Source organism: Streptomyces sp. BK340, assembly GCF_007827595.1.
Taxonomy (GTDB): Bacteria; Actinomycetota; Actinomycetes; order Streptomycetales; family Streptomycetaceae; genus Streptomyces.
This window is the reverse complement of record NZ_VISR01000016.1, coordinates 192070-214951: the sequence shown is the minus strand read 5'-3', so window position 1 is coordinate 214951 and position 22882 is coordinate 192070. Positions and strand designations below refer to the sequence as shown.

Genomic DNA, 22882 nt, shown 5'->3' with positions numbered 1-22882 from the left:
GGCCGTGTCCACGGCGGCCTCGGCGGCAGCAGCGGCGGCGGTCTTGCGGGTCCGGCGCGGCTTGGCCTCGACCTCGGCCTCCACCGTTTCCGGGGCGGTTGCCGCGGTCTTGCGGGTGCGGCGCGGCTTGGCCTCGGTGGCCTCGGCCGTGTCCACGGCGGCCTCGGCGGCAGCAGCGGCGGCGGTCTTGCGGGTCCGGCGCGGCTTGGCCTCGACCTCGGCCTCCACCGTTTCCGGGGCCGTGGCCACGCTCTCCGGTGCGGCGGCCGCGGTCTTGCGGGTCCGGCGCGGCTTGGTCGCCGGGGCGGCTTCCTCCGTGCCTTCGGCCGTCGTGACTGCCGTTTCGGTGGCCGGCTCGGCCGTCTTGCGGGTGCGGCGGCGGGGCTTGGCCTCGGTGGCCTCGGCCGTGTCCACGGCGGCCTCGGCGGCAGCAGCGGCGGCGGTCTTGCGGGTCCGGCGCGGCTTGGCCTCGGTCACCTCCGCCGCGGGCGCGGCCTCGGCCTCGGTCGCCGGAGCCTCGGTGACCTGGACCTCGGCCGCCTCGGCCGACTTCCGGGTGCGGCGACGGCGCGGCTTCTCCGGGGTCTCCAGCGAGGCCGGGCCCTCCGCCGTGTCCACGGCTGCTTCGGGGGTCACGGTCGCGGCAGCGGCCGGCACCGCCTCCGCCGGGGCTCCGCCGCGCGTGCGGCGACGGCGGCGCGGGGTGCGGGTCGCCGACGGCTCCTCCACGGTGCCGGTCTCGGCGGCCGGCGCCGAGGCGGTCGTAGCGGGGGCGGTCGTAGCGGGGGCGGCGGCGTCCAGCGGCGCACCGTTGCGGGTGCGGCGGCGACGGCGCGGCGTGCGCGCCGGGCGCTCACGCTCGGCCGTGGCGGACTCGGCACGGCCGTCGCGGCCGCCCCGGCCACCGCGACCGCGTGCGTTGCGGCCACCGGTCTCGCCCAGGTCCTCCAGCTCCTCCGCTTCGAGCCCGGCGCGGGTGCGCTCCGAGCGCGGCAGAGTGCCCTTGGTGCCAGCGGGGATGCCGAGGTCCGAGAACAGGTGCGGAGAGCTGGAGTACGTCTCCACCGGGTCGTTGAACTCCAGCTCCAGCGCCTTGTTGATCAGCTGCCAGCGCGGGATGTCGTCCCAGTCGACGAACGTGATGGCCGTGCCCTTCGCGCCCGCGCGGCCCGTACGGCCGATGCGGTGCAGGTACGTCTTCTCGTCCTCGGGAGACTGGTAGTTGATGACGTGGGTCACGCCCTCGACGTCGATACCGCGTGCGGCGACGTCGGTGCAGACGAGGACGTCGACCTTGCCGTTGCGGAAGGCCCGCAGGGCCTGCTCACGGGCGCCCTGGCCGAGGTCGCCGTGGACCGCGCCGGAGGCGAAGCCGCGGCGCTGCAGCTGCTCGGCGATGTCGGCGGCCGTCCGCTTCGTACGGCAGAAGATCATCGCGAGACCGCGGCCGTCGGCCTGCAGTATGCGCGCGACCATCTCCGGCTTGTCGAGGGAGTGCGCGCGGTAGACGAACTGCTTGATGTTCGCGACCGTCGCGCCCTGGTCGTCCGGCGCGGTGGCGCGGATGTGGGTGGGCTGCGACATGTAGCGGCGCGCGAGGCCGATGACCGCGCCCGGCATGGTCGCCGAGAACAGCATGGTCTGGCGCTTGGCCGGCAGCAGGTTGATGATCTTCTCGACATCGGGCAGGAAGCCCAGGTCGAGCATCTCGTCGGCCTCGTCGAGCACCAGGCTCTTGATGTGGCTCAGGTCCAGCTTCTTCTGCCCGGCCAGGTCCAGCAGGCGGCCCGGGGTGCCGACGACCACGTCGACGCCCTTCTTCAGGGCCTCGACCTGCGGCTCGTAGGCCCGGCCGCCGTAGATCGCCGTCACGCGCACGTTACGGACCTTGCCGGCCGTCAGCAGGTCGTTGGTGACCTGGGTGCACAGCTCGCGCGTGGGGACGACGACGAGCGCCTGCGGGGCGTCGGTGAGGGCCTCGGGCCGCGCGCGGCCCGCCTCGACGTCGGCGGGGACGGTCACGCGCTCGAGGAGCGGAAGGCCGAAGCCGAGCGTCTTGCCGGTGCCGGTCTTGGCCTGGCCGATGACGTCCGTGCCGGTAAGGGCGACGGGGAGCGTCATCTCCTGGATGGGGAAGGGGGTGATGATGCCGACGGCTTCCAGGGCTTCGGCGGTCTCGGGCAGGATCCCGAGGTCTCGGAACGTGGTAGTCAGGGTTATGCCTCTTCTGTGTGCGCGGTGCGAGGCGAGCGCGGGGGTCATGACTGACCGTGCCGGGGACGTCGGCTGCCGTACGGACGAGCCACTCGGGCAAGCCGTAAGACACGGGACCACTGCCGACGCTCTAGCGCTCGTACCGCTGAGGGTGTCCCTCCGGTCGTCGTACGTAATGAGCCGTACGGCCAGGGAGGGCTGTCGGGTCGGAGCCGATCGGGCCACCGACCGGGCATCCTCAATGCGTGCAGCCTGTCGGAAGACGTCGAACATCGTCGACGCACTCTCAGCAGGCGCATTACCACCATACCCCGGATTGGCGCACATGCGATGGCCGATTTGGTCACGTAGTCGTGGTCACAGTGGTCGGCCGGGGGCTTCCGAGGTACGGCAAGCGGGCTATTGTGCGCCTCATGACTAGCTCTGACAAGCCTGAGAACGCGTCCGCCGCACCCGCCGAGCACACCGGTGTCGCCGCCCAGGACTGGGCGCAGGCCTCCGCCGACCCGCAGTACCGTGCCGCGGTCGTGGACCTGCTCGGCGCGCTCGCGTACGGCGAGCTCGCGGCGTTCGAGCGGCTTGCGGAAGACGCCAAGCTGGCGCCTACGCTCGCGGACAAGGCGGAGCTGGCGAAGATGGCCTCGGCCGAGTTCCACCACTTCGAGAGGCTGCGGGACCGGCTGACCGAGATCGGCGAGGAGCCGACCGCGGCGATGGAGCCCTTCGTGGCGGCCCTGGACGGCTTCCACAAGCAGACCGCGCCCTCGGACTGGCTGGAGGGCCTGGTCAAGGCGTACGTCGGCGACTCGATCGCGAGCGACTTCTACCGGGAGGTCGCGGCCCGCCTCGACTCCGACACGCGCGAGCTGGTTCTCGCCGTCCTCGACGACACCGGGCACGCCGGGTTCGCGGTGGAGAAGGTGCGCGCGGCGATCGACGCCGACCCGCGCGTGGGCGGCCGGCTGGCGCTGTGGGCGCGGCGGCTGATGGGCGAGGCGCTGTCGCAGTCGCAGCGGGTGGTCGCCGACCGGGACGCGCTGTCGACCATGCTCGTGGGCGGCGTCGCCGACGGGTTCGATCTCGCGGAGGTCGGCAGGATGTTCTCGCGGATCACCGAGGCGCACACCAAGCGGATGGCCGCGCTGGGCTTGGCCGCTTAGCGCTCCGTGGGGGTGGGTTGAGGCTGAGTCGCGGCTGGGGGTGGGCGGGGGCTGGTCGCGCAGTTCCCCTGCCCCTGGGGGCTTGCGGCTGCGCCGCTGCCGCCCCTTCCCGGCCGCTACGCCGTCGCTGATCGTCGGCGCAGGCGGGCTGACGGGCGCAGGAGCAGGGACAGGGACGCCGCCGAGACGATCGCCGCGCCCAGGAGGTTCAGCAGGACGCTGCCCGAGCCGAGGGCGCTGTGGGTGACGAAGTCACCGAAAAGGGCTCCGGCGACGCCTGTCGAGAGCACCAGGGGCCGGGCGGGCAGGCGGTGTGACAGCCGGTGGGTCGCCGCCAAGGCGAGGATCAGACCGAGCACGGCGGATCCGATTGCTTCCAGGATCATCTCGGGGGTCCCTCCCAGGGCCGGCCTGTGCTTCACGGTCGTAGCCGGTCATACCCGTGACCTGCGGATTGCAATCCTCCTCCGTGGGCGACCCGTGCTCCTTCCGCGCGCGGGCCGCACAGCCGGAAGGGCCCGGCGGCACTGTGCCGCCGGGCCCTTCCCGAACCGGGTCTAGAGAGTGCCGAAGCCCACCTTGCGGACCGTCGGCTCGCCGATCTCCACGTACGCCAGGCGGTCCGCCGGGACCAGGACCTTGCGGCCGCGCTCGTCCACGAGGCTCAGCAGCTGCGACTTTCCGGCCAGCGCCTCGGCCACCACGCGCTCGATGTCATCGGCGCTCTGACCGCTCTCCAGAACGATCTCGCGGGGCGCGTGCTGCACGCCGATCTTGACCTCCACGGCTATGTCCCTCCGACGGTCAGTGATGTGCGCGATCTTCCGCGCCGTACCCAGCACACATTAGCCCGGTGAGCGGACGTACACGCTGCGGGCCGGAACGCCAACAGCGAACACGGGGCGGGAACAAACGAGCGTCAGTGGTTCTCGGTGCCGTGCAGCGGGAAGCCGGCGATGCCCCGCCAGGCCAGCGAGGTCAGCAGCTGCACCGCCTGTTCGCGCGGCACGGTGCGGTCGCTGTGCAGCCAGGAACGCGCCACCACCTGGGCGAGGCCGCCGAGCCCGGAGGCGAGCAGCATCGACTCCGAGCGCGAGAGGCCCGTGTCCTCGGCGATGACTTCGCAGATCGCCTCGGCGCAGTCGTTGGTGACCTTGTCGACCCGCTCGCGCACCGCGGGCTCGTTCGTCAGGTCCGACTCGAAGACCAGGCGGAAGGCGCCGCCGTCGTCCTCGACGTACGCGAAGTAGGCGTCCATGGTCGCCCGCACGCGCTGCTTGTTGTCGGTCGTCGACGCGAGTGCGCCGCGCACGGCCTGGATCAGCGACTCGCAGTGCTGGTCCAGCAGGGCGAGGTAGAGGTCGAGCTTGCCGGGGAAGTGCTGGTAGAGCACCGGCTTGCTGACGCCCGCCCGCTCGGCGATGTCGTCCATCGCGGCCGCGTGGTAGCCCTGTGCGACGAAGACCTCCTGGGCGGCGCCCAGCAGCTGGTTCCGTCGGGCTCGGCGCGGCAGACGGGTGCCACGCGGGCGCGCCGCCTCGGTTTGCTCGATGGCTGTCACGCCGCCTCCCAGAGTCGTCCACATGCGGTGTAAGCCGCGCGGCCATCGTACTTTTCGGTAACCGTGGTGTGCGCGGTGCGAGCGCAGAATTTCACGTACCGGACGGCGACGAAAGCCACAAAGCCAGGCTTGCACGGCCGGAGGGGTGTCGAGTGGCCCCACGTGGTCAGCGGTAGTCCTCTTCGTCGATCGCCACCACGCGCGCCTGTTCGATGAGATCGGCCTCGTTCGCGCGGTCCGGATCCACTCCCGTGAGCGGGTCGTCGCGCTCCGGCGTGACGTCGGCGTGCTGCTCGACGGCGTCGCCCTCCGGGGCCTCCACGTCGATCGACGGGATGTCGTCGGCCGGCAGATCCTCGATCACGTCGGGCTCGATGGGGTCATAGGCCATGGTGGGCTCCCTTCCTACGAACGTCCCTGGAAACCGCAGGGGCCACATACGGGTGCCCTCGGTACGAGCCTAGGAGACACCTGATCCGGACGCCATGCCATGGGCGTCCGTTCGCCGTGCGGTTCCCCGGTCCGGGTCCCCCTCACGACAGGTGCCAACCTGTGACGGCGAACACAGGCGAACACATGAGCCACAGCGTGATCGTCTCGTAACATTGCCGCATGTCTTCGACCGAGTCGCCGTCCGTGACGGCTGCCAGCGTCCTCCCGAGGGTGGCGCCCGTCCGGGTCGGTGAGGGCGAGCGGCTGAGGTCGGTGGGGCTGCCGGGGGTCACCCTGTCCGTCCGTTCGCGGCGCCCCGCGCGCGAGGGGCTGCCGCCCGCGCTGTACATCCACGGGCTCGGCGGTTCCTCGCAGAACTGGTCCACCCTGATGAGGGAGCTGGACGGCGTCGTCGAGAGCGAGGCGGTCGACCTGCCCGGCTTCGGTGACTCCCCGCCCCCGGACGACGGCAACTACTCCGTCACGGGGCACGCGCGCGCGGTCATCCGCCATCTGGACGCCGCCGAGCGCGGACCGGTCCACCTCTTCGGCAACTCCCTCGGCGGAGCGGTCGCCACGCGCGTCTCCGCCGTGCGACCCGATCTCGTACGCACCCTGACGCTGATCTCGCCCGCACTGCCGGAGCTGCGCGTGCAGCGCACCGCGATGCCCACGGCGCTGCTGGGCGTGCCCGGGGTGGCCGGGCTCTTCACCCGGCTCACCAGGGAGTGGACGGCCGAGCAGCGCGTGCGCGGCGTGCTGGGGCTTTGTTACGGCGACCCCGGGCGCGTGTCGCCGGAGGCGTTCCAGCAGGCCGTGGAAGAGCTGGAGCGGCGGCTGCAGCTGCCGTACTTCTGGGACGCGATGGCACGCTCCGCGCGCGGGGTGGTCAATGCCTACACCCTCGGCGGCCAGCACGGGCTGTGGCGCCAGGCCGAGCGCGTGCTCGCCCCGACCCTTCTGATCTACGGCGGCCGCGACCAGCTGGTCGGCTACCGCATGGCCCGCAAGGCCGCCCGCTCCTTCCCCGACTCCCGACTCCTGTCCCTGCCGGAGGCGGGGCACGTGGCGATGATGGAGTACCCCGAGGTGGTGGCCGGAGCGTTCCGGGAACTCCTCGCGGAGAAGGGGGAGTTCGTCGGCGAGGGCGAGGGCGAGGGCGAGGGCGAGGGCGAGGGCGAGGGCGAGGGCGGGACCGCCGGCGCGGCCCGGGGCGCGGACGCCGCGGCGCCCGGTGCCGGATCCGGCACGTCCGCCGAGGGCGACGTCGCCGCCACGGGCGCGGGGAGCTGAGGGCCGAGGTGGGACGTCACAGCCGCCGCGGACCGGCCCCCAAGGACGACTCCGCCGACATAGCCGCCCGGCGAGGGGGACGGGGCTCTGCCTCCTCCACCCCGCGCGAGACGCGACAGCCCACCCTGCCCGGCCAGCGCCAGGCACCCGAGGGCGCTCCCCAGGGCTACGGCCCGCCGCGCACCGCCCAGGGCGCGCCCGGCTCCCCGCCGGGGACCCCGCCGGGAGGCGCACCGCGCGTCCCCGGCACGCCTGCCCAGGGGGTTCCGCGTCCACCCGACGACACCCCCGCCTCCGGCGTGCCCCGGCTTCCGGACGGCACACCCGCCCGTGGCGTTCCCCGGATCCAGGGCGGGCCGCGGACGCGGGGCGGCCGGCGTGCGCCCGAGGGGACTTTGGCCCACGGGACCCGGCGCCTGCCCGACGGCACCCCTGCCTCCGGCGTGCCCCGGCTTTCCGACGGCACTCCTGCCCGCGGAGTGCCGCGGCCCGGCGGTGGTGCCGGGCAGGCCCGGGGCGGGCATCCCGAGCAGCGTGAAGCCGGCGGCGGCTGGGGGGAGTTCGCGGGTGCGGCCGGGGCCGGCGTCGGGGCTGCTCCCGGAGGGCGGCAGGGCTCCGGCGGGACCGGTGCGGCCTTTCCGCGGCAGCGACAGGGCGGGCCGGGCCGTTCCGGCGGCGGGCCCCGGCAGGACTACCTCGAGGCCTTCGAGGAGGGCGCCGACGTCTTCGCGCCCCGGTCCGGCCGTACGAAGTCCGCCGAGGAGCAGGAGTCGTACGACGCCGGTGCCGAGCCGGCGGCCGACGGAGGCGAGACGCCGCCGGCCGGCCTGCCCGCGCAGCGTGGCGGCGGCAAGGGGCGGGCCTTCACCGGCATCGCGGCCGCGGCCGTGACCACGGTGCTCGCGGTCGTCGTCGCCGGGCAGGTCGCCGACCGCCACGACGGCGCCGGGGTACGGTCGCAGTCCGCCGGCGACCTGGCGCGCGGCACCCGGGTCCCCGGGCAGGGCGCCCCGTCCGCCGCGCCGAGCGCCGCGACGCTGACGTACGAGCAGAAGATGGACCGGAAGTACCCGCTCGGCGCCACGCTGCAGGGCTCCGGGAAGTTCGACACCGTCCCCGGGTTCGACAAGGCGCCCGGCAAGGGGCAGAAGTACACCTACCGCGTCGACGTCGAGCAGGGACTCGGCCTGGACGGCGAGCTGTTCGCCGCCGCGGTGCAGAAGACGCTCAACGACAGCCGCAGCTGGGCCCACGGCGGCGCCCGTACCTTCGAGCGCGTCTCCTCCGGCAAACCCGACTTCGTGATCACGCTCGCCAGCCCCGGCACCACCGCCAAGTGGTGCGCCAAGTCGGGACTGGACACCACGGAGGACAACGTCTCCTGCGACTCGGCGTCCACCGAGCGCGTGATGATCAACGCCTACCGATGGGCGCAGGGCAGCAAGACATACGGGGACAAGATCCACCCGTACCGGCAGATGCTCATCAACCACGAGGTGGGCCACCGGCTCGGGCACGGCCATGTGTCGTGCCAGAAGGACGGCGAGCTGGCGCCGGTCATGCAGCAGCAGACCAAGTTCCTCGACCACGACGGAATCCACTGCCTGCCCAACCCCTGGCCCTACCCCGGGAGTTGACAGGAGCCGCTCGCGTCACATTGACATGAGCAGCAAGTTCGTTCATATTTTTGCGCATGTGGTCTAGTCATGCCGTTTCCAACAGCGCCGCCATCGAGCTGGCGCTGATCGGTGTGACCGCGCTCTGCGTGGCCGACATCCACTGTCACTGACGCCGCCTCCCTGGCGTTCGCGTCGCGACTTTTCCCCTTTTTCCGTCCGTGACCGTGTCACGGATTTTCCGACGACCCGACGCCGGGGCCGACGTCTGTCCGCAGCCGTCTCACTCCTCGTCCACATGTCTCACTCTTCGAGAATTCCTCGATCAGTTCCCCCGAGAGGTCGTCTTTCCGATGCGTCAACCGTCCGTCATAGCGCGCCGCGTGGCAGCGGCATCCGTCAGCCTGGTCGTGGCAGCGGGCGCCGCCGCCTGCGGCCCGAAGGACAACGATGCCAAGGGCTCCGGTGGCGACTCCGCGCCGCACAAGGGCGGCACGCTGACCGTTCTGAACTCCGAACCGCAGCAGGACTTCGACCCCGCCCGCCTCTACACCTCCGGCGGCGGCAACGTCCCCTCGCTCGTGTTCCGCACCCTCACCACCCGCAACCGGGAGAACGGCGCGGCCGGCGCCAAGGTCGTCCCGGACCTGGCCACCGACACCGGGCGCCCCAGCAAGGACGCGACCGTCTGGACGTACACCCTGAAGAAGGGCCTGAAGTACGAGGACGGCACCCCGATCACCTCGGCCGACGTCAAGTACGGCATCGAGCGCTCCTTCGCCCCCGAACTCTCCGGCGGCGCACCGTACTTGAGGGACTGGCTGGTCGGTGCGGCCGACTACCAGGGCCCGTACAAGGACAAGAAGGGTCTCTCGGCGATCGAGACGCCGGACGCGCGGACCATCGTCTTCCACCTGAACAAGCCCGAGGGCGAGTTCCCGTTCCTGGCCACGCAGACGCAGTTCACGCCCGTCCCGAAGGGCAAGGACACGGGCACCAAGTACGAGGAGCACCCGATCTCGTCGGGCCCGTACAAGGTCGTGAAGAACGAGAACGACGGTGAGCACCTGGTGCTCGAGCGCAACACCTACTGGTCCACGACGGTCGACGCCGAGCGCAAGGCCTACCCGGACACCATCGACGTCCGCTCCGGCCTCGACTCCTCCGTGATCAACCAGCGGCTGTCCGCGTCTCAGGGTGCGGACGCGGCCGCGGTCACCACGGACACCAACCTCGGCCCGGCCGAGCTCGCCAAGGTGACCGGGGACAAGGAGCTGGCCGCGCGCGTGGGCACCGGCCACTTCGGCTACACGAACTACATCGCCTTCAACCCGAAGGTGAAGCCGTTCGACGACATCAGGGTGCGGCAGGCGATCTCCTACGCCGTCGACCGCTCGTCCGTGATCAACGCGGCCGGCGGCTCCGCACTCGCCGAGCCCGCCACCACCTACCTGCCCGACCAGAAGTCCTTCGGCTACGAGCCGTACGACCTCTTCCCGGCGGGCAGGGCCGGCAACCCGGCGAAGGCCAGGGAGCTGCTGAAGGAGGCCGGCCACAAGAACGGGCTGACCGTCACCCTCACGCACTCCAACGACAAGAACTTCGAGACCAGCCCGGAGATCGCCACCGCCATCCAGGACGCCCTGAAGAAGGCCGGCATCACGGTCAAGCTCCAGGGACTGGAGGACAACGACTACCGGGACAAGATCCACAGCGTGAAGACCGAGCCGGGCTTCTTCCTCGCCCACTGGGGTGCCGACTGGCCCTCCGGCGGTCCCTTCCTCGCCCCGATCTTCGACGGCCGGCAGATCGTCAAGGACGGCGCGAACTTCAACACGGGCCTGCTCGACGACAAGTCGGTCAATGACGAGATTGACGCGATCAACAAGTTGACCGACCTTGGCGCGGCCGCCCAGCGGTGGGGTGCACTGGACAAGAAGATCGGCGCACAGGCCCTGACCGTGCCGCTGTTCCACCCCGTCTACAAGCGCCTGTACGGCAAGAACGTCAAGAAGATCGTGATCAGCGACTGGACCGGTGTTCTGGACATCTCCCAGGTCGCGGTCAAGTAGCGCCGTGAGCGAGGCACTTGTCGCCACCCAGGCCCCTGGGACGGCCGCGCCCGTCCCGGGGGCCTCGGGGGCCCGTCAGTTCTGGCGGCGGCTGCGGGCGCAGCGCGCCGCCCTCGTCGCGGCGGTCGTCGTCGCGCTGCTCGTCCTGGTCGCGCTCGCCGCGCCGCTGCTCACCGCACTGGAGGGCCAGGACCCGACCACCTACCACCCCTCCCTGATCGACTCCGCGCGCGGGGGCGTGCCCATCGGCTCCTTCGGCGGCGCCGGCGCGGGCCACTGGCTGGGTGTCGAACCGCAGACCGGGCGCGACCTGTTCGCGCGGCTGGTCTACGGAGCGCGGGTGTCGCTGGGCGTCGCGCTGGCGGCGACCGTGGTGCAGGTCGCGATCGGCGTCGTGGTCGGCGTGGCCTCCGCGCTCGGCACCCGATGGGTTGATCAACTGTTGAGCCGGGTCACGGACATCATCGTCGCCATGCCGCTGATGATCATGTCCCTGGCGCTGCTGGCGATCGTGCCGTCGAGCTTTCCCCGGCCCGTCCTCGTCACCCTCGTCATCGGCCTCATCGCCTGGGGCAACATCGCGAAGATCGTGCGCGCCCAGACCCTCACCCTCAAGGGCCTCGACTACGTCTCCGCCGCCCGCCTGAGCGGGTGGGGCACCTGGCGGATCGCCCGCCGCGAGCTGCTCCCGGGGCTGGCCGCACCCGTCATCACCTACGCGGCGCTGCTCGTCCCCATGAACATCTCGGTCGAGGCCGCCCTCTCCTTCCTCGGCGTGGGCGTGAAGCCGCCCACACCGTCCTGGGGACAGATGCTCACCAGCGCCGACGTCTGGTACCAGGCCGCGCCGCAGTACCTGCTGCTCCCGGCCGGCGCCCTGTTCCTCACCGTCCTGGCCCTGACCGTCCTCGGCGACGGCGTGCGCACCGCACTCGATCCGCGCGCGGCCTCCCGCCTGCGCGTCGGCACCGGCCGGAAGAGCCGGAGCGGGACCGCGAAGGAGGAGACCGCATGAGCGGCTTCGGTGGTTTCGTGCTGCGCCGCGCCGTCGGCATGGCGGTCACCCTGCTCGCCATATCGGTGATCGTCTACGTCGTCTTCTACGCCACACCCGGCAACGTCGCCCAGATCACCTGCGGCCCGCGCTGTTCGCCGGAACAGGTGCACCAGGTCGCCGCGCAGCTCAGGCTCGGTGACCCGCTCTACCTGCGCTACTGGCACTTCCTGGAAGGCCTCGTCGTCGGCCGGGACTACTCGACGGGCACCTCGGTGGCGCACTGCTCCGCGCCCTGCCTGGGGATGTCGTACCAGAGCGACCAGCAGGTCATGGACATCATCCTGACCAAGCTCCCGGTCAGCCTGTCGCTCGTCCTCGGCGCGATGGTGCTCTGGCTCCTGCTCGGCGTCGGCACCGGCGTGCTCTCCGCCTGGCGGCGCGGCCGGATCTCCGAGCGCCTGCTGACCGCCCTCACCCTCGCGGGCACCGCCACGCCCGTCTTCGTCATCGGCCTCGTGCTGATGATCGTCGTCTGCGGCGAACTCCAGCTGCTGCCCTTCCCGCAGTACGTGAACCTCACCGACGACCCGGAGCAGTGGGCGTGGAACCTGCTGCTGCCCTGGCTCTCGCTCGCCCTCATCGAGGCGGCCGCGTTCGCCCGGCTCACCCGCGCCTCGATGCTGGAGACGCTCGCCGAGGACCACATCCGCACCTTCCGGGCGTACGGCGTGGGGGAGCGCTCGATCGTCGGCCGGCACGCCCTGCGCGGCGCGCTCGCGCCCGTCATCGCGCTGAACGCCAACAACGTCGGCTCGGCCGTCGGCGGCGCCGTCCTCACCGAGACCCTGTTCGGTCTGCCCGGCATCGGTCAGGAGCTGGTGCACGCGGTGAAGGTCGTGGACCTGCCGGTGGTCGTCGGCATGGTCCTGGTCGTCGGCTTCTTCGTCGTCATCGCCAACGCCGTCGCGGACGTCCTGTACGCGGTGGCCGACCGACGGGTGGTACTCGCATGAGCCTGGTGGAAGTCACCGACCTGACGGTCGAGTTCGGCTCGCTGCGGGCCGTGGACGGGCTCTCCTTCCGGCTGGAGCAGGGCGCCGCCCTCGCACTGGTCGGCGAGTCCGGCTCCGGCAAGTCCACGGTCGCCGGCGCCCTGCTGGGCCTGCACCGGGGCACGGGGGCGCGGGTCGGCGGCTCGGTGCACGTCGCCGGCACCGACGTACAGCAGGCCCCGGACACGGAACTGCGGCGGCTGCGCGGCGCCAGGGCCGCCATGGTCTTCCAGGACCCGCTGTCCTCGCTCGACCCCTACTACGCGATCGGCGACCAGATCGCCGAGGTGTACCGCGTACACACGCGCGCCTCGCGCCGCGCCGCACGCGCGCGTGCCGTCGAGGTGCTGGAGAAGGTTGGAATTCCGGATGCACGACGCCGGTCCAGGTCCCGCCCGCACGAGTTCAGCGGCGGCATGCGCCAGCGCGCCCTGATCGCCATGGCGCTCGCCTGCCGGCCGGACCTGCTGATCGCCGACGAACCCACGACGGCCCTCGACGTCACCGTCCAGGCCCAGATCCTCGACCTGCTGCACACGCTGCGCGACGAGACCGGCATGGGCCTGCTGCTCGTCACCCACGACGTGGGCGTCGCCGCCGAGAGCGTCGACGAGGTGCTGGTCATGCGGCACGGCCGGACCGTCGAACACGGCCCTGTCGGCACGGTCCTCGCGGCGCCCGCGCACACGTACACCCGCGAACTGCTCGACGCCGTCCCGCGCGTGGACGCGCAGCGCGCCCCCTCCGAGACGTCCGACGAGGTCGTACTGGAGGCCACCGGGCTCCGGCGCGAGTTCGGGCGCGGCAAGCGGGCCTTCGCCGCCGTGGACGACGTCTCGCTGACCGTCCGCCGGGGCGAGACCCTGGGCGTCGTGGGGGAGAGCGGCAGCGGCAAGACCACACTGGGCCGCATGCTGGTCGGGCTGCTCGAGCCGACCGCCGGCGAGATCCACCACGCGGGGCGCCCGCGCACCGGCGTGAACCCGGCCGTCCAGATGGTCTTCCAGGACCCCGTCTCCTCCCTCAACCCCCGCCGCAGCGTGGGCGAGTCCATCGCCGACCCGCTCCGCGCGCGCGGAGACCGGGAAGAGGAGCGGATTCGGGGACGCGTGGTCGAACTGCTGGAGCGCGTCGGGCTCGAAGCAGCCCACTACGACCGCTACCCGCACGAGTTCAGCGGCGGACAGCGTCAGCGCGTCGGCATCGCGCGGGCGCTCGCCGCCGACCCGCGCGTCATCGTCTGCGACGAGCCCGTCTCGGCGCTCGACGTCACGACGCAGGCCCAGGTGGTCGAACTGCTCGGGGAACTGCAGCGCGAACTCGGCCTCGCGCTGGTGTTCATCGCGCACGACCTCGCCGTCGTCCGCCAGGTCAGCGACCGGGTCGCCGTGATGCGCCGCGGACGGGTCGTCGAGTACGGACCCGCCGACGCGGTGTACGACGCCCCGCGCGAGCCGTACACCAAGCAGCTCCTGGCCGCCGTACCCGCGCTCGATCCGCAGCTGGCGGCGAAGCGGCGGGCGGCCCGGCGGGAGCCGGCCGCGGCGTAACGTTTCGTACGTGGCCGATCACCGTCCGGCCTCCTAGCGCGACAGAACGCGACCCGCACGCGAAAGTTACGACCGTTCACCCCTTTTGGTGGCGCGATGGACAACCGTCCGTCGCGCCACCGCCTTGTCCGCATACGTTCGTCCCGCTGCGAGCCGCCAGGACCAGGGCGGCTCCCACTCACGGGAGATCGGGGGTGCAGACGTGCGCATCGGACTACTTACGGAGGGTGGCTATCCGTATGTGAGCGGTGACGCCGGGCTCTGGTGCGACCGGCTCGTGCGCGGGCTCGCACAGCATGAGTTCGACCTCTACGCGCTCAGCCGCAGCCGACAGCAGGAGGACGCGGGCTGGGTCCCGCTCCCCGAGCAGATCAGCCGGGTCCGTACGGCCCCGCTGTGGACGGCCGAGGACGACGAAGTCGCATACGGCCGGCGCGGGCGCCGGCGCTTCACCGAGTGCTACGGGGAACTGGCCGGGGCCCTGTGCGCCGCACCCGACACCGCCGCCGAGGATGCGTCCGCTCATCAGGCGGACCGTTTCGGCAGCGCGCTCTACGGTCTCGCCGAACTCGCCCGCGAGGAGGGCGGACTGGTCGGCGCGCTCCGCTCCGACACCGCCGTACGCACCCTGGAACGCGCCTGCCGCGCCCCCGGCGCGCTGCGCACGGCACGCGAGGCGCGCGTACCCGACCTGCTCACCGTCACCGCGCACCTCGAGCGCGCCCTGCGCCCCCTCTCCCTCGACTGGTACGGCGACGACGGACTCGGCGCGGCCGACCTCTGCCACGCCACCGCCGGCGGCCCGGCCGCCCTGCCCGGACTGCTCGCCCGGCACTTCGCCGACGTACCACTGCTGGTCACCGAGTACGGCGTGCAACTGCGCTCGCACTACCTGGCCCTCGGCCCCGACGCCGCGGCCCCCGCCGTACGAGCCCTGCTCGCCGCCTTCCACGGCCGGCTGGCCACGGAGGTCTACCGGCGGGCCGCGATCCTCACCCCCGGCAACGCGCACACCCGCCGCTGGCAGGAACGGTGCGGCGCCGACCGCACCAGGATCCGTACCGTCCACCCGGGCATGGACGCCTCCCGCTTCGCGGAGGTCGGCGAGTCCCCGGACCGCGCCGACCCGGACACGCTCGTCTGGGTCGGACGCGTGGAACCCGCCAAGGACCTCGTCTCCCTGCTGCACGCCTTCGCCGAGGTCCGCAGAGAGGCGCCCAAGGCCCGCCTGCGGATCGTCGGCGCGCCCGCGGGCCCCGAGGGCCCGGCCTACCTGCGCCACTGCCGGGCCCTGGCCGCCCAGCTCTTCCCGGACGAGGCGGAGGGCGTGCACGCGGTCGGCGACAACCCGGTCTCCTTCGAGGAGATCGGCGGCCCCGAGGCCCCGACGCTGCCCGACGCGTACGCCGGCGGCTCCGTCGTCGTCCTCTCCAGCGTCGTCGAGGGCTTCCCGATCAGTCTGGTCGAGGCCATGTTCTGCGGACGCGCCACCGTGTCCACCGACGTCGGCGCGGTGGTGGAAGTCGTCGGCGGCACCGGCCTCGTCGTGCCCCCGCGCAATCCGCGGGCGCTCGCCGAAGCATGCGTGGCGCTGCTGCACGACCCCGAGCGCCGTGAGCGCCTCGGCGCCGCTTCCCGCGCCCGCGCGCTCGAACTGTTCACCGTCGAGCAGAACATCGCGGCATTTCACGGCATTTACCTGGAGATCGTCTCGCGCTGCCCGGTACGCCGCGTCGTCCTCGACGAGGCGGGCGCGCCCCTGCCGTTCGCCGCGCCGGCCGAGGCCCACGTCCCCGTCCGCTGGACCGGCCCCACGGCCCACGTACTGACCCGGGGCGTCCCGGGCTGGGCGGCGGGCGGCCCGGTCCGCGCGACCCCGCTGGCGGCTCCCGAGGGGGCGCGGTGAACGGCTCCGGCGGGCTGGACGACGCCCACGACACCCGCGACGACCGGGACGTCATGAGCCGGCAGGGCCGGCAGGACAGCCCCGCGATGCCGGGCGCCGCCGACGCCTGGGACGAGCGGTCGGGGGAGTGGCTGGCCGGCGCGGAGACGCGCGGCGGCGCGAGCGGTGCGGGAGCCGTGCGGGCGGAGGCTTCCCCCGGCGCGGAGCCCAAGCCGACCCCGGCGGCGGAGACTTCCTCCGGAGCGGCTCGCCCGTGGACGCCCTCGGTGCCGGTGGGGGCCGCAGCGGACTCCGGGTCCGGCAGAAGCCGCAGGCCCACCGCCCGGCGCGGTGCCGACCCCGTGAAAGCCCTGCTGCACCGGCACCGGGAGCTGTGCGAGCGGGCCGTGGACCCGCTGGAGATCGCCGCCGGGCTGGAGGCCCACGGCGTCACCGACCGCACCGCCGCCGGCTTCCGGCACCGCGACGTCTTCTCGCTCGCCGAGGAGCTGTACGCGCGCGTGCCCCGCGACGGCATCCCACGCCCCCAGCCCCAGCTCCTGCGCGCACCCCGTGTCCGTGCCGACTGGGTCCTGCTCACCCTCCTGCCCGGCGCGCTCGGCGCGGCCGTCGTGACCGGGCTGCACCTCACCCAGGGCCGAACCCGCCTTCCGGTGGTCCTCGGCGGCCTCCTGGCCGTCGGCCTCGCGGTCCGCACGGTCCTGCGCCGCGGCCCCCTCGCCACCGGACCCGGCACACCCCCGTGGCGGACGGCGACCGGCACGCGCGCGTGCACCCTCTGGCTGCTCGGGTACGCCCTTCTCGGCGACGGACTCCTGCACGCCGTCGTGGCAGGCGGCCCCGACGACCTGCCCACCGGCATCCCGGACGGCCCCTGGCCGGCAGCCGTCGCCCCCGCCCTGGCGCTCACCCTGGCCTGCGCCCCGGCCGCCTGGTGCGCCCACCTCCTCACCGCCGGTGCCCGCCGCAGGCTCGCCGGAAGCCGAGGTCTGGAGGACTTCACGGCCGCCGCCCGGCCCCTGCTGCTCGGCGCGGTCGCCCTGTTCCTGGCCGCCCTCGCCGCACTGCTCGCCCTGTGCGGCGCCGTCCTCGACGAGAGCGCGGCCTACCCGCAGTCCCTCACCCTGGGCACCCTCCTCCTGCTCGCCCGGCTCCTCACCGTGCACCACCACCGGCACGCCCCCGCCCTGACCCTGGGGGCGGCGGCAGCCGTCGAGGTGGCGGCCCCCGCCCTGCTCCTGGCCGGCCGGCTGCCCGGCTGCGCCTTCCTGGCGACCCCGGTCGAGACCCTGGTGGACGCCTGGGGCCCGGCCGCCGTCCCGGCGCTCGCCTGCGGCACAGCGGCCGTCGCCCTGCTGCTCCACGCCCTGCGCACCCTCACCCAGGCCTCGGCCCACGCGCCGACGGGAGCACCCGGGTGAACCTTCCGCCACCGCCCCGAACCGAGCCCGCCGCCACCCGCCCCGAGCGCGTGGCAGCACCTGGCCGCGGTCGAGGCCGCAGGCGCCCGGCCCACCGCCGGAGGCAACCGCATGACCCCTTCGAAGGAGAAGACGAGATGACCACCTCCCGACACGGAGCGCCCGGAGCGTCCGGAGCCTTGGGAGCAGCCGGAGCGCACACCCCGGGAGGCACCCGATGAGGGTCCTGCTGATCGGAGCCAACGGATACATCGGCCGCTTCGTCGCCGACCGCCTGCTCGCCGACCCGGCCGTCCAGCTCACCGCGCTCGGCCGCGGCGACGACGCCGACGTCCGCTTCGACCTCGCCACCGGCAGCCCCGGAGCGCTCACCCGCTTCCTGGACGCGGTCCACCCCGGAGTCGTCGTCAACTGCGCCGGCGCCACCCGCGGCGGCGCCCGCGATCTCACCCGGCACAACACCGTCGCCGTCGCCACCGTCTGCGAAGCCCTGCGCCGCAGCAGTTGCAGCGCCCGCCTGGTGCAGATCGGGTGCGGCTCCGAGTACGGCCCCAGCCAGCCCGGCTCCTCCACCGCCGAGGACGCCGTGCCCCGCCCCGGCGGCCCGTACGGCGTCAGCAAACTCGCCGCCACCGAACTGGTCCTCGGCTCCGGCCTCGACGCCGTCGTCCTCCGGGTGTTCTCACCCGCCGGACCCGGCACCCCGGCCGGCTCCCCGCTCGGCCGGCTCGCCGAGGCCATGCGCCGCGCCATGCAGTCCGGCGACGGTGAACTCAAACTCGGCGGCCTCGGCGTCCAGCGCGACTTCGTCGACGTCCGTGACGTCGCCCGCGCCGTGCACGCCGCCTCTCTCTCTGCAGCGCAGGGCGTCATCAACATCGGCTCCGGCCGCGCCGTCCGGCTCCGCGACGCCGCCGCCGTCCTCGCCCGGGTCGCCGGATACGGCGGCGCCCTCCACGAACTCGACGCCCCTCCCGGGCCGTTGCGGGGCACCATCGGGCACCCCCGCACCGACGCCGACCACGCCTCTCCCGTCGCCTACCCCTACCCGGACGGCTGCGGCAGCTGGCAGCAGGCCGACGTGCGCACCGCCCGCGACCGGCTCGGCTGGCGTCCCCGGATCAACCTCGAAGAATCCCTGGCCGACATCTGGATGGAGGCGGCATGCCGCATCTGACCAGCACCACAGCAGGTACCACCAGCACCGGCATCCGTACCGCCCTCGGCGTCCCCGGCTACGCGCATCCGCTCGTCGCCCCGGCCCAGTGGGCCGAACTCGCCCGCCCCGGCACCCCCCTGGACTGGGTCGTCCTCAACGTCGCCGCCGGGCCCGGCACCCGGCCCGACCCGCACTGTCTGGAAGCCGCGGGCCGGCTGCGCAACGCGGGCGTCCGCGTCCTCGGCCATCTGGACCACACCCACGGTGCCCGCCCCCTCGCCGGCCTGCTCACGGACGCGCACCGCCACCTCGACTGGTACCGCGTCGACGGCTTCCTGCTGGACCGCACCCCCGCGGACCGCGCCGCACTCCCCGAGGTCCGCCGCGCGATCGGCGCGCTCCGGTCGATCAGTGACACGCCCCACATCGTCCTCGGCCACGGCAGCCACCCGTACCCGGGTTACGCGGAGAACGCCGACCAGCTGGTCACCTTCTCCGGGCCCTGGTCCGACTACCGCTTCTCGCAGGCCGCCGAGTGGACCGCCGACTACCCGCCCGACCGCTTCTGCCACTTCGTGCACGGTGTGCCCCTCGGTCATCTGGAGGAGGCGCTGCGCATCGCGCGGTGGCAGGGCGCGGCGACGATCTACTTCACGGACCGCACCGACCGCGGTGGGCGCAGCGACCCGTGGGAGACGATGCCCGGCTACTGGGACGAAATCGTCTCGCGGGTCGGAACGGGTGTCTCGGAATGAAGAAGGCCGTGGCAGTGTTACGGGGAGAACCATAGTGATTGACCGACCAACGGAGTCCCCGTGTCGCTGCCACCCCTGGTCGAGCCAGCTGCTGAGCTCACCGTAGACGAGGTCCGCCGGTACTCCCGCCACCTGATCATCCCCGACGTCGGGATGGACGGGCAGAAGCGGCTGAAGAACGCCAAGGTGCTCTGTGTGGGCGCCGGCGGCCTGGGCTCGCCGGCGCTGATGTACCTGGCCGCCGCGGGCGTGGGCACCCTCGGCATCGTGGAGTTCGACGAGGTCGACGAGTCGAACCTGCAGCGCCAGATCATCCACAGCCAGGCCGACATCGGCCGCTCCAAGGCCGAGTCCGCGCGCGACAGCGTCAAGGGCATCAACCCGTACGTGAACGTGATCCTTCACGAGGAGCGGCTCGAAGCCGACAACGTGATGGACATCTTCAGCCAGTACGACCTGATCGTCGACGGTACGGACAACTTCGCGACCCGCTACCTGGTCAACGACGCCTGTGTGCTGCTGAACAAGCCGTACGTGTGGGGCTCGATCTACCGCTTCGACGGCCAGGCCTCGGTCTTCTGGTCCGAGCACGGCCCCTGCTACCGCTGCCTCTACCCCGAGCCCCCGCCGCCGGGCATGGTCCCCTCCTGCGCTGAGGGCGGCGTGCTGGGCGTGCTGTGCGCGTCCATCGGCTCCATCCAGGTCACCGAGGCGATCAAGGTCCTCACCGGCACCGGTGAGCCGCTGGTCGGCCGCCTGATGATCTACGACGCCCTGGAGATGCAGTACCGCCAGGTCAAGGTCCGCAAGGACCCGGACTGCGCGGTCTGCGGCGAGAACCCGACCGTCACCGAGCTCATCGACTACGAGGCCTTCTGCGGCGTCGTCTCCGAGGAGGCCCAGGAGGCGGCGCTCGGCTCGACGATCACTCCCAAGCAGCTCAAGGAGTGGATCGACGACGGCGAGAACATCGAGATCATCGACGTCCGCGAGCCGAACGAGTACGAGATCGTCTCCATCCCGGGCGCCAAGCTGATCCCGAAGAACGAGTTCCTCCTGGGCACGGCCCTGGAGGGCCTGCCGCAGGACAAGAAGATCGTCCTGCACTGCAAGACGGGTGTCCGCAGTGCGGAAGTCCTCGCCGTCCTGAAGTCCGCGGGCTTCGCGGACGCCGTCCACGTCGGTGGCGGCGTGATCGGCTGGGTCAACCAGATCGAGCCGCAGAAGCCGGTCTACTGATCAACCCCAATGGCGGGCCGCGGAGTTGCTCCGTGGCCCGCCGTTTTGCTGGGCTCTGGCCGTCGCCAACTGTGGTCGTCCGTGCGCCTACTTGATGTTCAGCGGGACCGAGTCGCCTTCGGTGAGGTTGTCCTGCGAGATCGTTCTGGAGAACGTCTGGGGCTTCTTGCCCGGTGCCTTGCACGTGACATCGACCGTGAGGCTGAAGCTTGAGTCCAACGGGGCGTCGAGGCTGATCGGGCCGAACGTCGCCCTGCGGTCGGCCGGGTTGTTGGTGGGACCCTGCGCATCGTCCTCACCGCTGTCCAGCGACACCCGGGTGGGGACAGAGTTGTTGGGGGCCGGGAATGCACTCTTGCAGGTCACCTTGCCACTGAAGGACACCTGCCCGACCGGAGGCGCTGCCGAGGCGGGACTGGCCGTCAGGAGACCCCCGGCCAGCACCGCGGTGACGATCGGGGCCATGGCTGCGAGAGTACGATTCCTGCGAGACATGCGCGTAGACATGGGAATCACCTGCTCGTTGGTTTATGACTAGTCCTGAGTAGGCCGACCCGGATGCCGGAATGACATGCGTGGCTCAGAGAGCGCTAGGTTTCGTGGGGTCGTCCGTGAAGGGGCGGGGAGCCGGACACCGTACTTTCACCAGCGCTTCGGCAGTCCCATAGGCCCGTCATTTACCACGATCCTACGGTGCCCACCGGCCTGCAACCGGAACGGATTCCTGATGCACCGCGCCCCTCATGACGAAGGGGTGCGTATTTGACTCTCCGTCATGGGCAGGCACCCGCAGGCCGTCGTCATGAGCAGACCGTGCCGTCCTTCGGTACCGACCCGTCGAGCAGGTAGGCGTTCACCGCCGAGTCGACACAGTCGCTCCCATTGCCGTACGCCCCGTGCCCCTCGCCCTTCCAGGTGAGCTCCACACCGACGCCCCTGCCCAGCTCGTCGGCCATCCTGCGGGCACCCTCGTACGGCGTCGCCGGGTCCCCGGTGTTGCCGACCAGGAGGATCGGTGCCGCACCCGGCGCGCTGACCTCGGGGGTGTCGTACTGGCCGGGCACCGGCCAGTCGTGGCACCAGCCGGCCGTGTCCCAGCCCAGGAAGTCCCCGAAGACGGGCGAGATCCGCTCGAACTCCGGCAGCAGCTTCTTCGTCCGCGCGAGCGTCGGCCGCTGCCTGTCGTCCAGACACGATATGACCCGTTGGGCATGGCCCCTCGTGCCGTAGTGCCCCGAGGCGTCCCGCTCGTTGTAGTCGTCCGCGAGCGCCAGCAGCTGCGAACCGTCACCCTGCTCGGCCGACTTGAGCGCGCTGGTCAGCCGAGGCCACCCGGCCTCGCTGTAGAGCGGCACGATGATGCCGGTGACCGCGAGCGTCTGGTTCAGCTTCCGCCCGGACGACGTCGGCAGCGGCTTCGAGTCGAGCCGCCGGAGCAGGTCCACGATCTTCCGCGAACCCTGCTTCGGGTCCTGGCCGGTGGACTTCAGGTAGTCGTCCAGGGCCCGTTGGAAGCCGCGGGCCTGGTTCTCGGCGTGGCCCACCGCGTCAGCGGTCGGGTCGACCACCGCGTCGAGGATCAGTCTGCCGACCTGCTTCGGGAACAAGTGGGCGTACACACCGCCCAGTTCGGTGCCGTAGGAGATGCCGAAGTAGTGCATCGTCCGGTCGCCGAGCACCTGCCGCATCAGGTCCATGTCGCGTGCGGTGTCGGTCGTCGAGACGTGCGCCATCAGCGGGCCGGCGGCCTTCTGGCACCCCTTGCCGAAGGCGGTGGCGTCCTGCAGGTACGCCTTCTCCTCCGCCGGGGTGTCCGGGGTGATGTCCACACCCTCCGCCGCCTCGATGTCCCGGTCGCCACGGCAGCGGATGCCCTCGCTCGCGCCGACCCCGCGCGGGTCCCAGCTCACCAGGTCGTAGTGCTCGCGCAGCTTGGAGACGGTGGCGCCGTAGTACGGCATGACCGACACGCCCGAGCCGCCGGGACCGCCGAAGTTGAACAGCAGCGAGCCGATCCGGTCGCTCCCGGTCGCCCTCGCGCGGACAAGAGCGAGGCCGATCGTCCTGCCCGCCGGCTTCGACCAGTCCAGCGGGACCTTGAGCGTGGCGCACCGCCACTCGTCGCTCGGCGCGCCCGAGTCCCCGGTGGCCTTGCAGCGGCGCCAGTCGAGGTGCTGGGAGGTGAGCGAGGCGGGGAGGTCCGCCGTGGACGGTGGCGCCGGTGCGGGAGTCCGGCCGGTCCCTGTGGCCGAGCCGGTCCCCTTGCCCTCGCCATGACCCCCGTCCGGCGAGCCGCCGCATCCGGCCACCAGCAGCGCCGCGGCCGCGGCGGCCGTCCACCGCAGGAATCGAGACATGCGCACCCCCTCGCAGGCCCTCCGCGTCGTGCCGCAGCGGGCGTTCAGGCCATGGTAGGCGGAGCGGGATCAGCCTGCGCGAGCCTGTGGATAACCAT

20 protein-coding genes are annotated in these 22882 nt (G+C 72.4%); 13 read left to right on the top strand and 7 right to left on the bottom strand.

The genetic code is table 11. The features are described from left to right. The coding region (locus FB157_RS26705; protein WP_145883213.1) for a DEAD/DEAH box helicase at positions 1-2121 on the bottom strand (2121 nt) is incomplete at its 3' end. 506 nt (positions 2122-2627) lie between these two features. On the opposite strand from FB157_RS26705, the gene FB157_RS26695 reads away from it, so the two are divergent. Further along, the gene (locus FB157_RS26695) at positions 2628-3374 is read left to right on the top strand and encodes a ferritin-like fold-containing protein (protein ID WP_145883182.1); all 747 of its coding nucleotides are present in this window, start codon (positions 2628-2630) and stop codon (positions 3372-3374) included. Positions 3375-3490: 116 nt separating this feature from the next. On the opposite strand, the gene FB157_RS26690 is transcribed toward FB157_RS26695, so the two are convergent. The 4 genes from FB157_RS26690 to FB157_RS26675 form a co-directional block, all read right to left on the bottom strand. After that, positions 3491-3760 (bottom strand): hypothetical protein, encoded by a 270-nt coding sequence (locus tag FB157_RS26690; protein ID WP_145883181.1) that lies wholly within the window; start codon positions 3758-3760, stop codon positions 3491-3493. A 171-nt stretch (positions 3761-3931) separates the two neighbouring features. After that, positions 3932-4159, bottom strand: a complete 228-nt coding sequence (locus tag FB157_RS26685) for a DUF3107 domain-containing protein (protein ID WP_186581689.1) — start codon at positions 4157-4159, stop codon at positions 3932-3934. A 134-nt stretch (positions 4160-4293) separates the two neighbouring features. After that, on the bottom strand, positions 4294-4935 hold the full coding sequence (locus FB157_RS26680; RefSeq protein WP_145883179.1) for a TetR/AcrR family transcriptional regulator: 642 nt from the start codon (positions 4933-4935) through the stop codon (positions 4294-4296). Positions 4936-5101: 166 nt separating this feature from the next. Then, positions 5102-5326 (bottom strand): hypothetical protein, encoded by a 225-nt coding sequence (locus tag FB157_RS26675; protein ID WP_145883178.1) that lies wholly within the window; start codon positions 5324-5326, stop codon positions 5102-5104. A gap of 221 nt (positions 5327-5547) precedes the next feature. Between FB157_RS26675 and FB157_RS26670 the strand changes: the two genes are divergently transcribed. The 12 genes from FB157_RS26670 (at position 5548) to moeZ (ending at position 20427) form a co-directional block, all read left to right on the top strand. Next, entirely contained in the window at positions 5548-6660 is a 1113-nt protein-coding gene (locus FB157_RS26670) for an alpha/beta fold hydrolase (protein ID WP_145883177.1), read from the top strand. A gap of 8 nt (positions 6661-6668) precedes the next feature. Next, positions 6669-8297 carry a DUF3152 domain-containing protein gene (locus FB157_RS26665; RefSeq protein ID WP_145883176.1) on the top strand — a complete coding sequence of 543 codons (1629 nt, stop codon included), beginning with the start codon at positions 6669-6671 and terminating at the stop codon, positions 8295-8297. A 56-nt stretch (positions 8298-8353) separates the two neighbouring features. Beyond that, complete coding sequence (locus FB157_RS49475) at positions 8354-8449, top strand: Ms4533A family Cys-rich leader peptide (RefSeq protein WP_315903842.1); 96 nt, start codon at positions 8354-8356, stop codon at positions 8447-8449. Between the two features lie 180 nt (positions 8450-8629). Continuing rightward, positions 8630-10348 carry an ABC transporter substrate-binding protein gene (locus FB157_RS26660; protein ID WP_145883175.1) on the top strand — a complete coding sequence of 573 codons (1719 nt, stop codon included), beginning with the start codon at positions 8630-8632 and terminating at the stop codon, positions 10346-10348. 4 nt (positions 10349-10352) lie between these two features. Beyond that, positions 10353-11363, top strand: coding sequence for an ABC transporter permease (locus FB157_RS26655; RefSeq protein ID WP_145883174.1), 1011 nt, complete (start codon positions 10353-10355; stop codon positions 11361-11363). Beyond that, positions 11360-12358, top strand: a complete 999-nt coding sequence (locus FB157_RS26650) for an ABC transporter permease (protein ID WP_145883173.1) — start codon at positions 11360-11362, stop codon at positions 12356-12358. Before FB157_RS26655 ends, FB157_RS26650 begins: the two co-directional genes overlap by 4 nt. After that, a complete protein-coding gene (locus FB157_RS26645; RefSeq protein WP_145883172.1) occupies positions 12355-13947 on the top strand; it encodes an ABC transporter ATP-binding protein in 1593 nt (530 codons plus the stop codon). Before FB157_RS26650 ends, FB157_RS26645 begins: the two co-directional genes overlap by 4 nt. A 241-nt stretch (positions 13948-14188) precedes the next feature. Next, the gene (locus FB157_RS26640) at positions 14189-15853 is read left to right on the top strand and encodes a glycosyltransferase (RefSeq protein WP_261386556.1); all 1665 of its coding nucleotides are present in this window, start codon (positions 14189-14191) and stop codon (positions 15851-15853) included. 53 nt (positions 15854-15906) lie between these two features. After that, positions 15907-17274, top strand: coding sequence for a hypothetical protein (locus tag FB157_RS26635; protein ID WP_398947306.1), 1368 nt, complete (start codon positions 15907-15909; stop codon positions 17272-17274). A 217-nt stretch (positions 17275-17491) separates the two neighbouring features. Beyond that, positions 17492-18451, top strand: a complete 960-nt coding sequence (locus FB157_RS26630; protein WP_145883170.1) for an NAD(P)-dependent oxidoreductase — start codon at positions 17492-17494, stop codon at positions 18449-18451. After that, positions 18439-19188: a spherulation-specific family 4 protein gene (locus FB157_RS26625; RefSeq protein WP_145883169.1), complete on the top strand. Its 750-nt coding sequence runs from the start codon at positions 18439-18441 to the stop codon at positions 19186-19188. Before FB157_RS26630 ends, FB157_RS26625 begins: the two co-directional genes overlap by 13 nt. A gap of 60 nt (positions 19189-19248) precedes the next feature. After that, positions 19249-20427, top strand: a complete 1179-nt coding sequence (gene moeZ, locus FB157_RS26620; RefSeq protein WP_145883168.1) for an adenylyltransferase/sulfurtransferase MoeZ — start codon at positions 19249-19251, stop codon at positions 20425-20427. Between the two features lie 87 nt (positions 20428-20514). Here the strand turns inward: moeZ and FB157_RS26615 are convergent, their stop codons facing one another. Together FB157_RS26615 and FB157_RS26610 are read right to left on the bottom strand one after the other, a co-directional pair. Further along, positions 20515-20892, bottom strand: a complete 378-nt coding sequence (locus FB157_RS26615) for a hypothetical protein (RefSeq protein WP_145883167.1) — start codon at positions 20890-20892, stop codon at positions 20515-20517. A 335-nt stretch (positions 20893-21227) separates the two neighbouring features. Further along, entirely contained in the window at positions 21228-22784 is a 1557-nt protein-coding gene (locus FB157_RS26610; RefSeq protein ID WP_145883166.1) for an alpha/beta hydrolase, read from the bottom strand. Positions 22785-22882: the final 98 nt, after the last annotated feature.

What these genes read in the sequence shown, in the direction of transcription:
- FB157_RS26695 (WP_145883182.1), top strand. Translation starts at nt 2,628, where the DNA reads ATGACTAGCTCTGACAAGCCTGAGAACGCGTCCGCCGCACCCGCCGAG.
- FB157_RS26690 (WP_145883181.1), bottom strand. Translation starts at nt 3,760, where the DNA reads ATGATCCTGGAAGCAATCGGATCCGCCGTGCTCGGTCTGATCCTCGCC.
- FB157_RS26675 (WP_145883178.1), bottom strand. Translation starts at nt 5,326, where the DNA reads ATGGCCTATGACCCCATCGAGCCCGACGTGATCGAGGATCTGCCGGCC.
- FB157_RS26670 (WP_145883177.1), top strand. Translation starts at nt 5,548, where the DNA reads ATGTCTTCGACCGAGTCGCCGTCCGTGACGGCTGCCAGCGTCCTCCCG.
- FB157_RS49475 (WP_315903842.1), top strand. Translation starts at nt 8,354, where the DNA reads ATGTGGTCTAGTCATGCCGTTTCCAACAGCGCCGCCATCGAGCTGGCG.
- FB157_RS26660 (WP_145883175.1), top strand. Translation starts at nt 8,630, where the DNA reads ATGCGTCAACCGTCCGTCATAGCGCGCCGCGTGGCAGCGGCATCCGTC.
- FB157_RS26650 (WP_145883173.1), top strand. Translation starts at nt 11,360, where the DNA reads ATGAGCGGCTTCGGTGGTTTCGTGCTGCGCCGCGCCGTCGGCATGGCG.
- FB157_RS26645 (WP_145883172.1), top strand. Translation starts at nt 12,355, where the DNA reads ATGAGCCTGGTGGAAGTCACCGACCTGACGGTCGAGTTCGGCTCGCTG.
- FB157_RS26635 (WP_398947306.1), top strand. Translation starts at nt 15,907, where the DNA reads ATGAGCCGGCAGGGCCGGCAGGACAGCCCCGCGATGCCGGGCGCCGCC.
- FB157_RS26630 (WP_145883170.1), top strand. Translation starts at nt 17,492, where the DNA reads ATGAGGGTCCTGCTGATCGGAGCCAACGGATACATCGGCCGCTTCGTC.
- FB157_RS26625 (WP_145883169.1), top strand. Translation starts at nt 18,439, where the DNA reads ATGCCGCATCTGACCAGCACCACAGCAGGTACCACCAGCACCGGCATC.
- FB157_RS26615 (WP_145883167.1), bottom strand. Translation starts at nt 20,892, where the DNA reads ATGGCCCCGATCGTCACCGCGGTGCTGGCCGGGGGTCTCCTGACGGCC.
- FB157_RS26610 (WP_145883166.1), bottom strand. Translation starts at nt 22,784, where the DNA reads ATGTCTCGATTCCTGCGGTGGACGGCCGCCGCGGCCGCGGCGCTGCTG.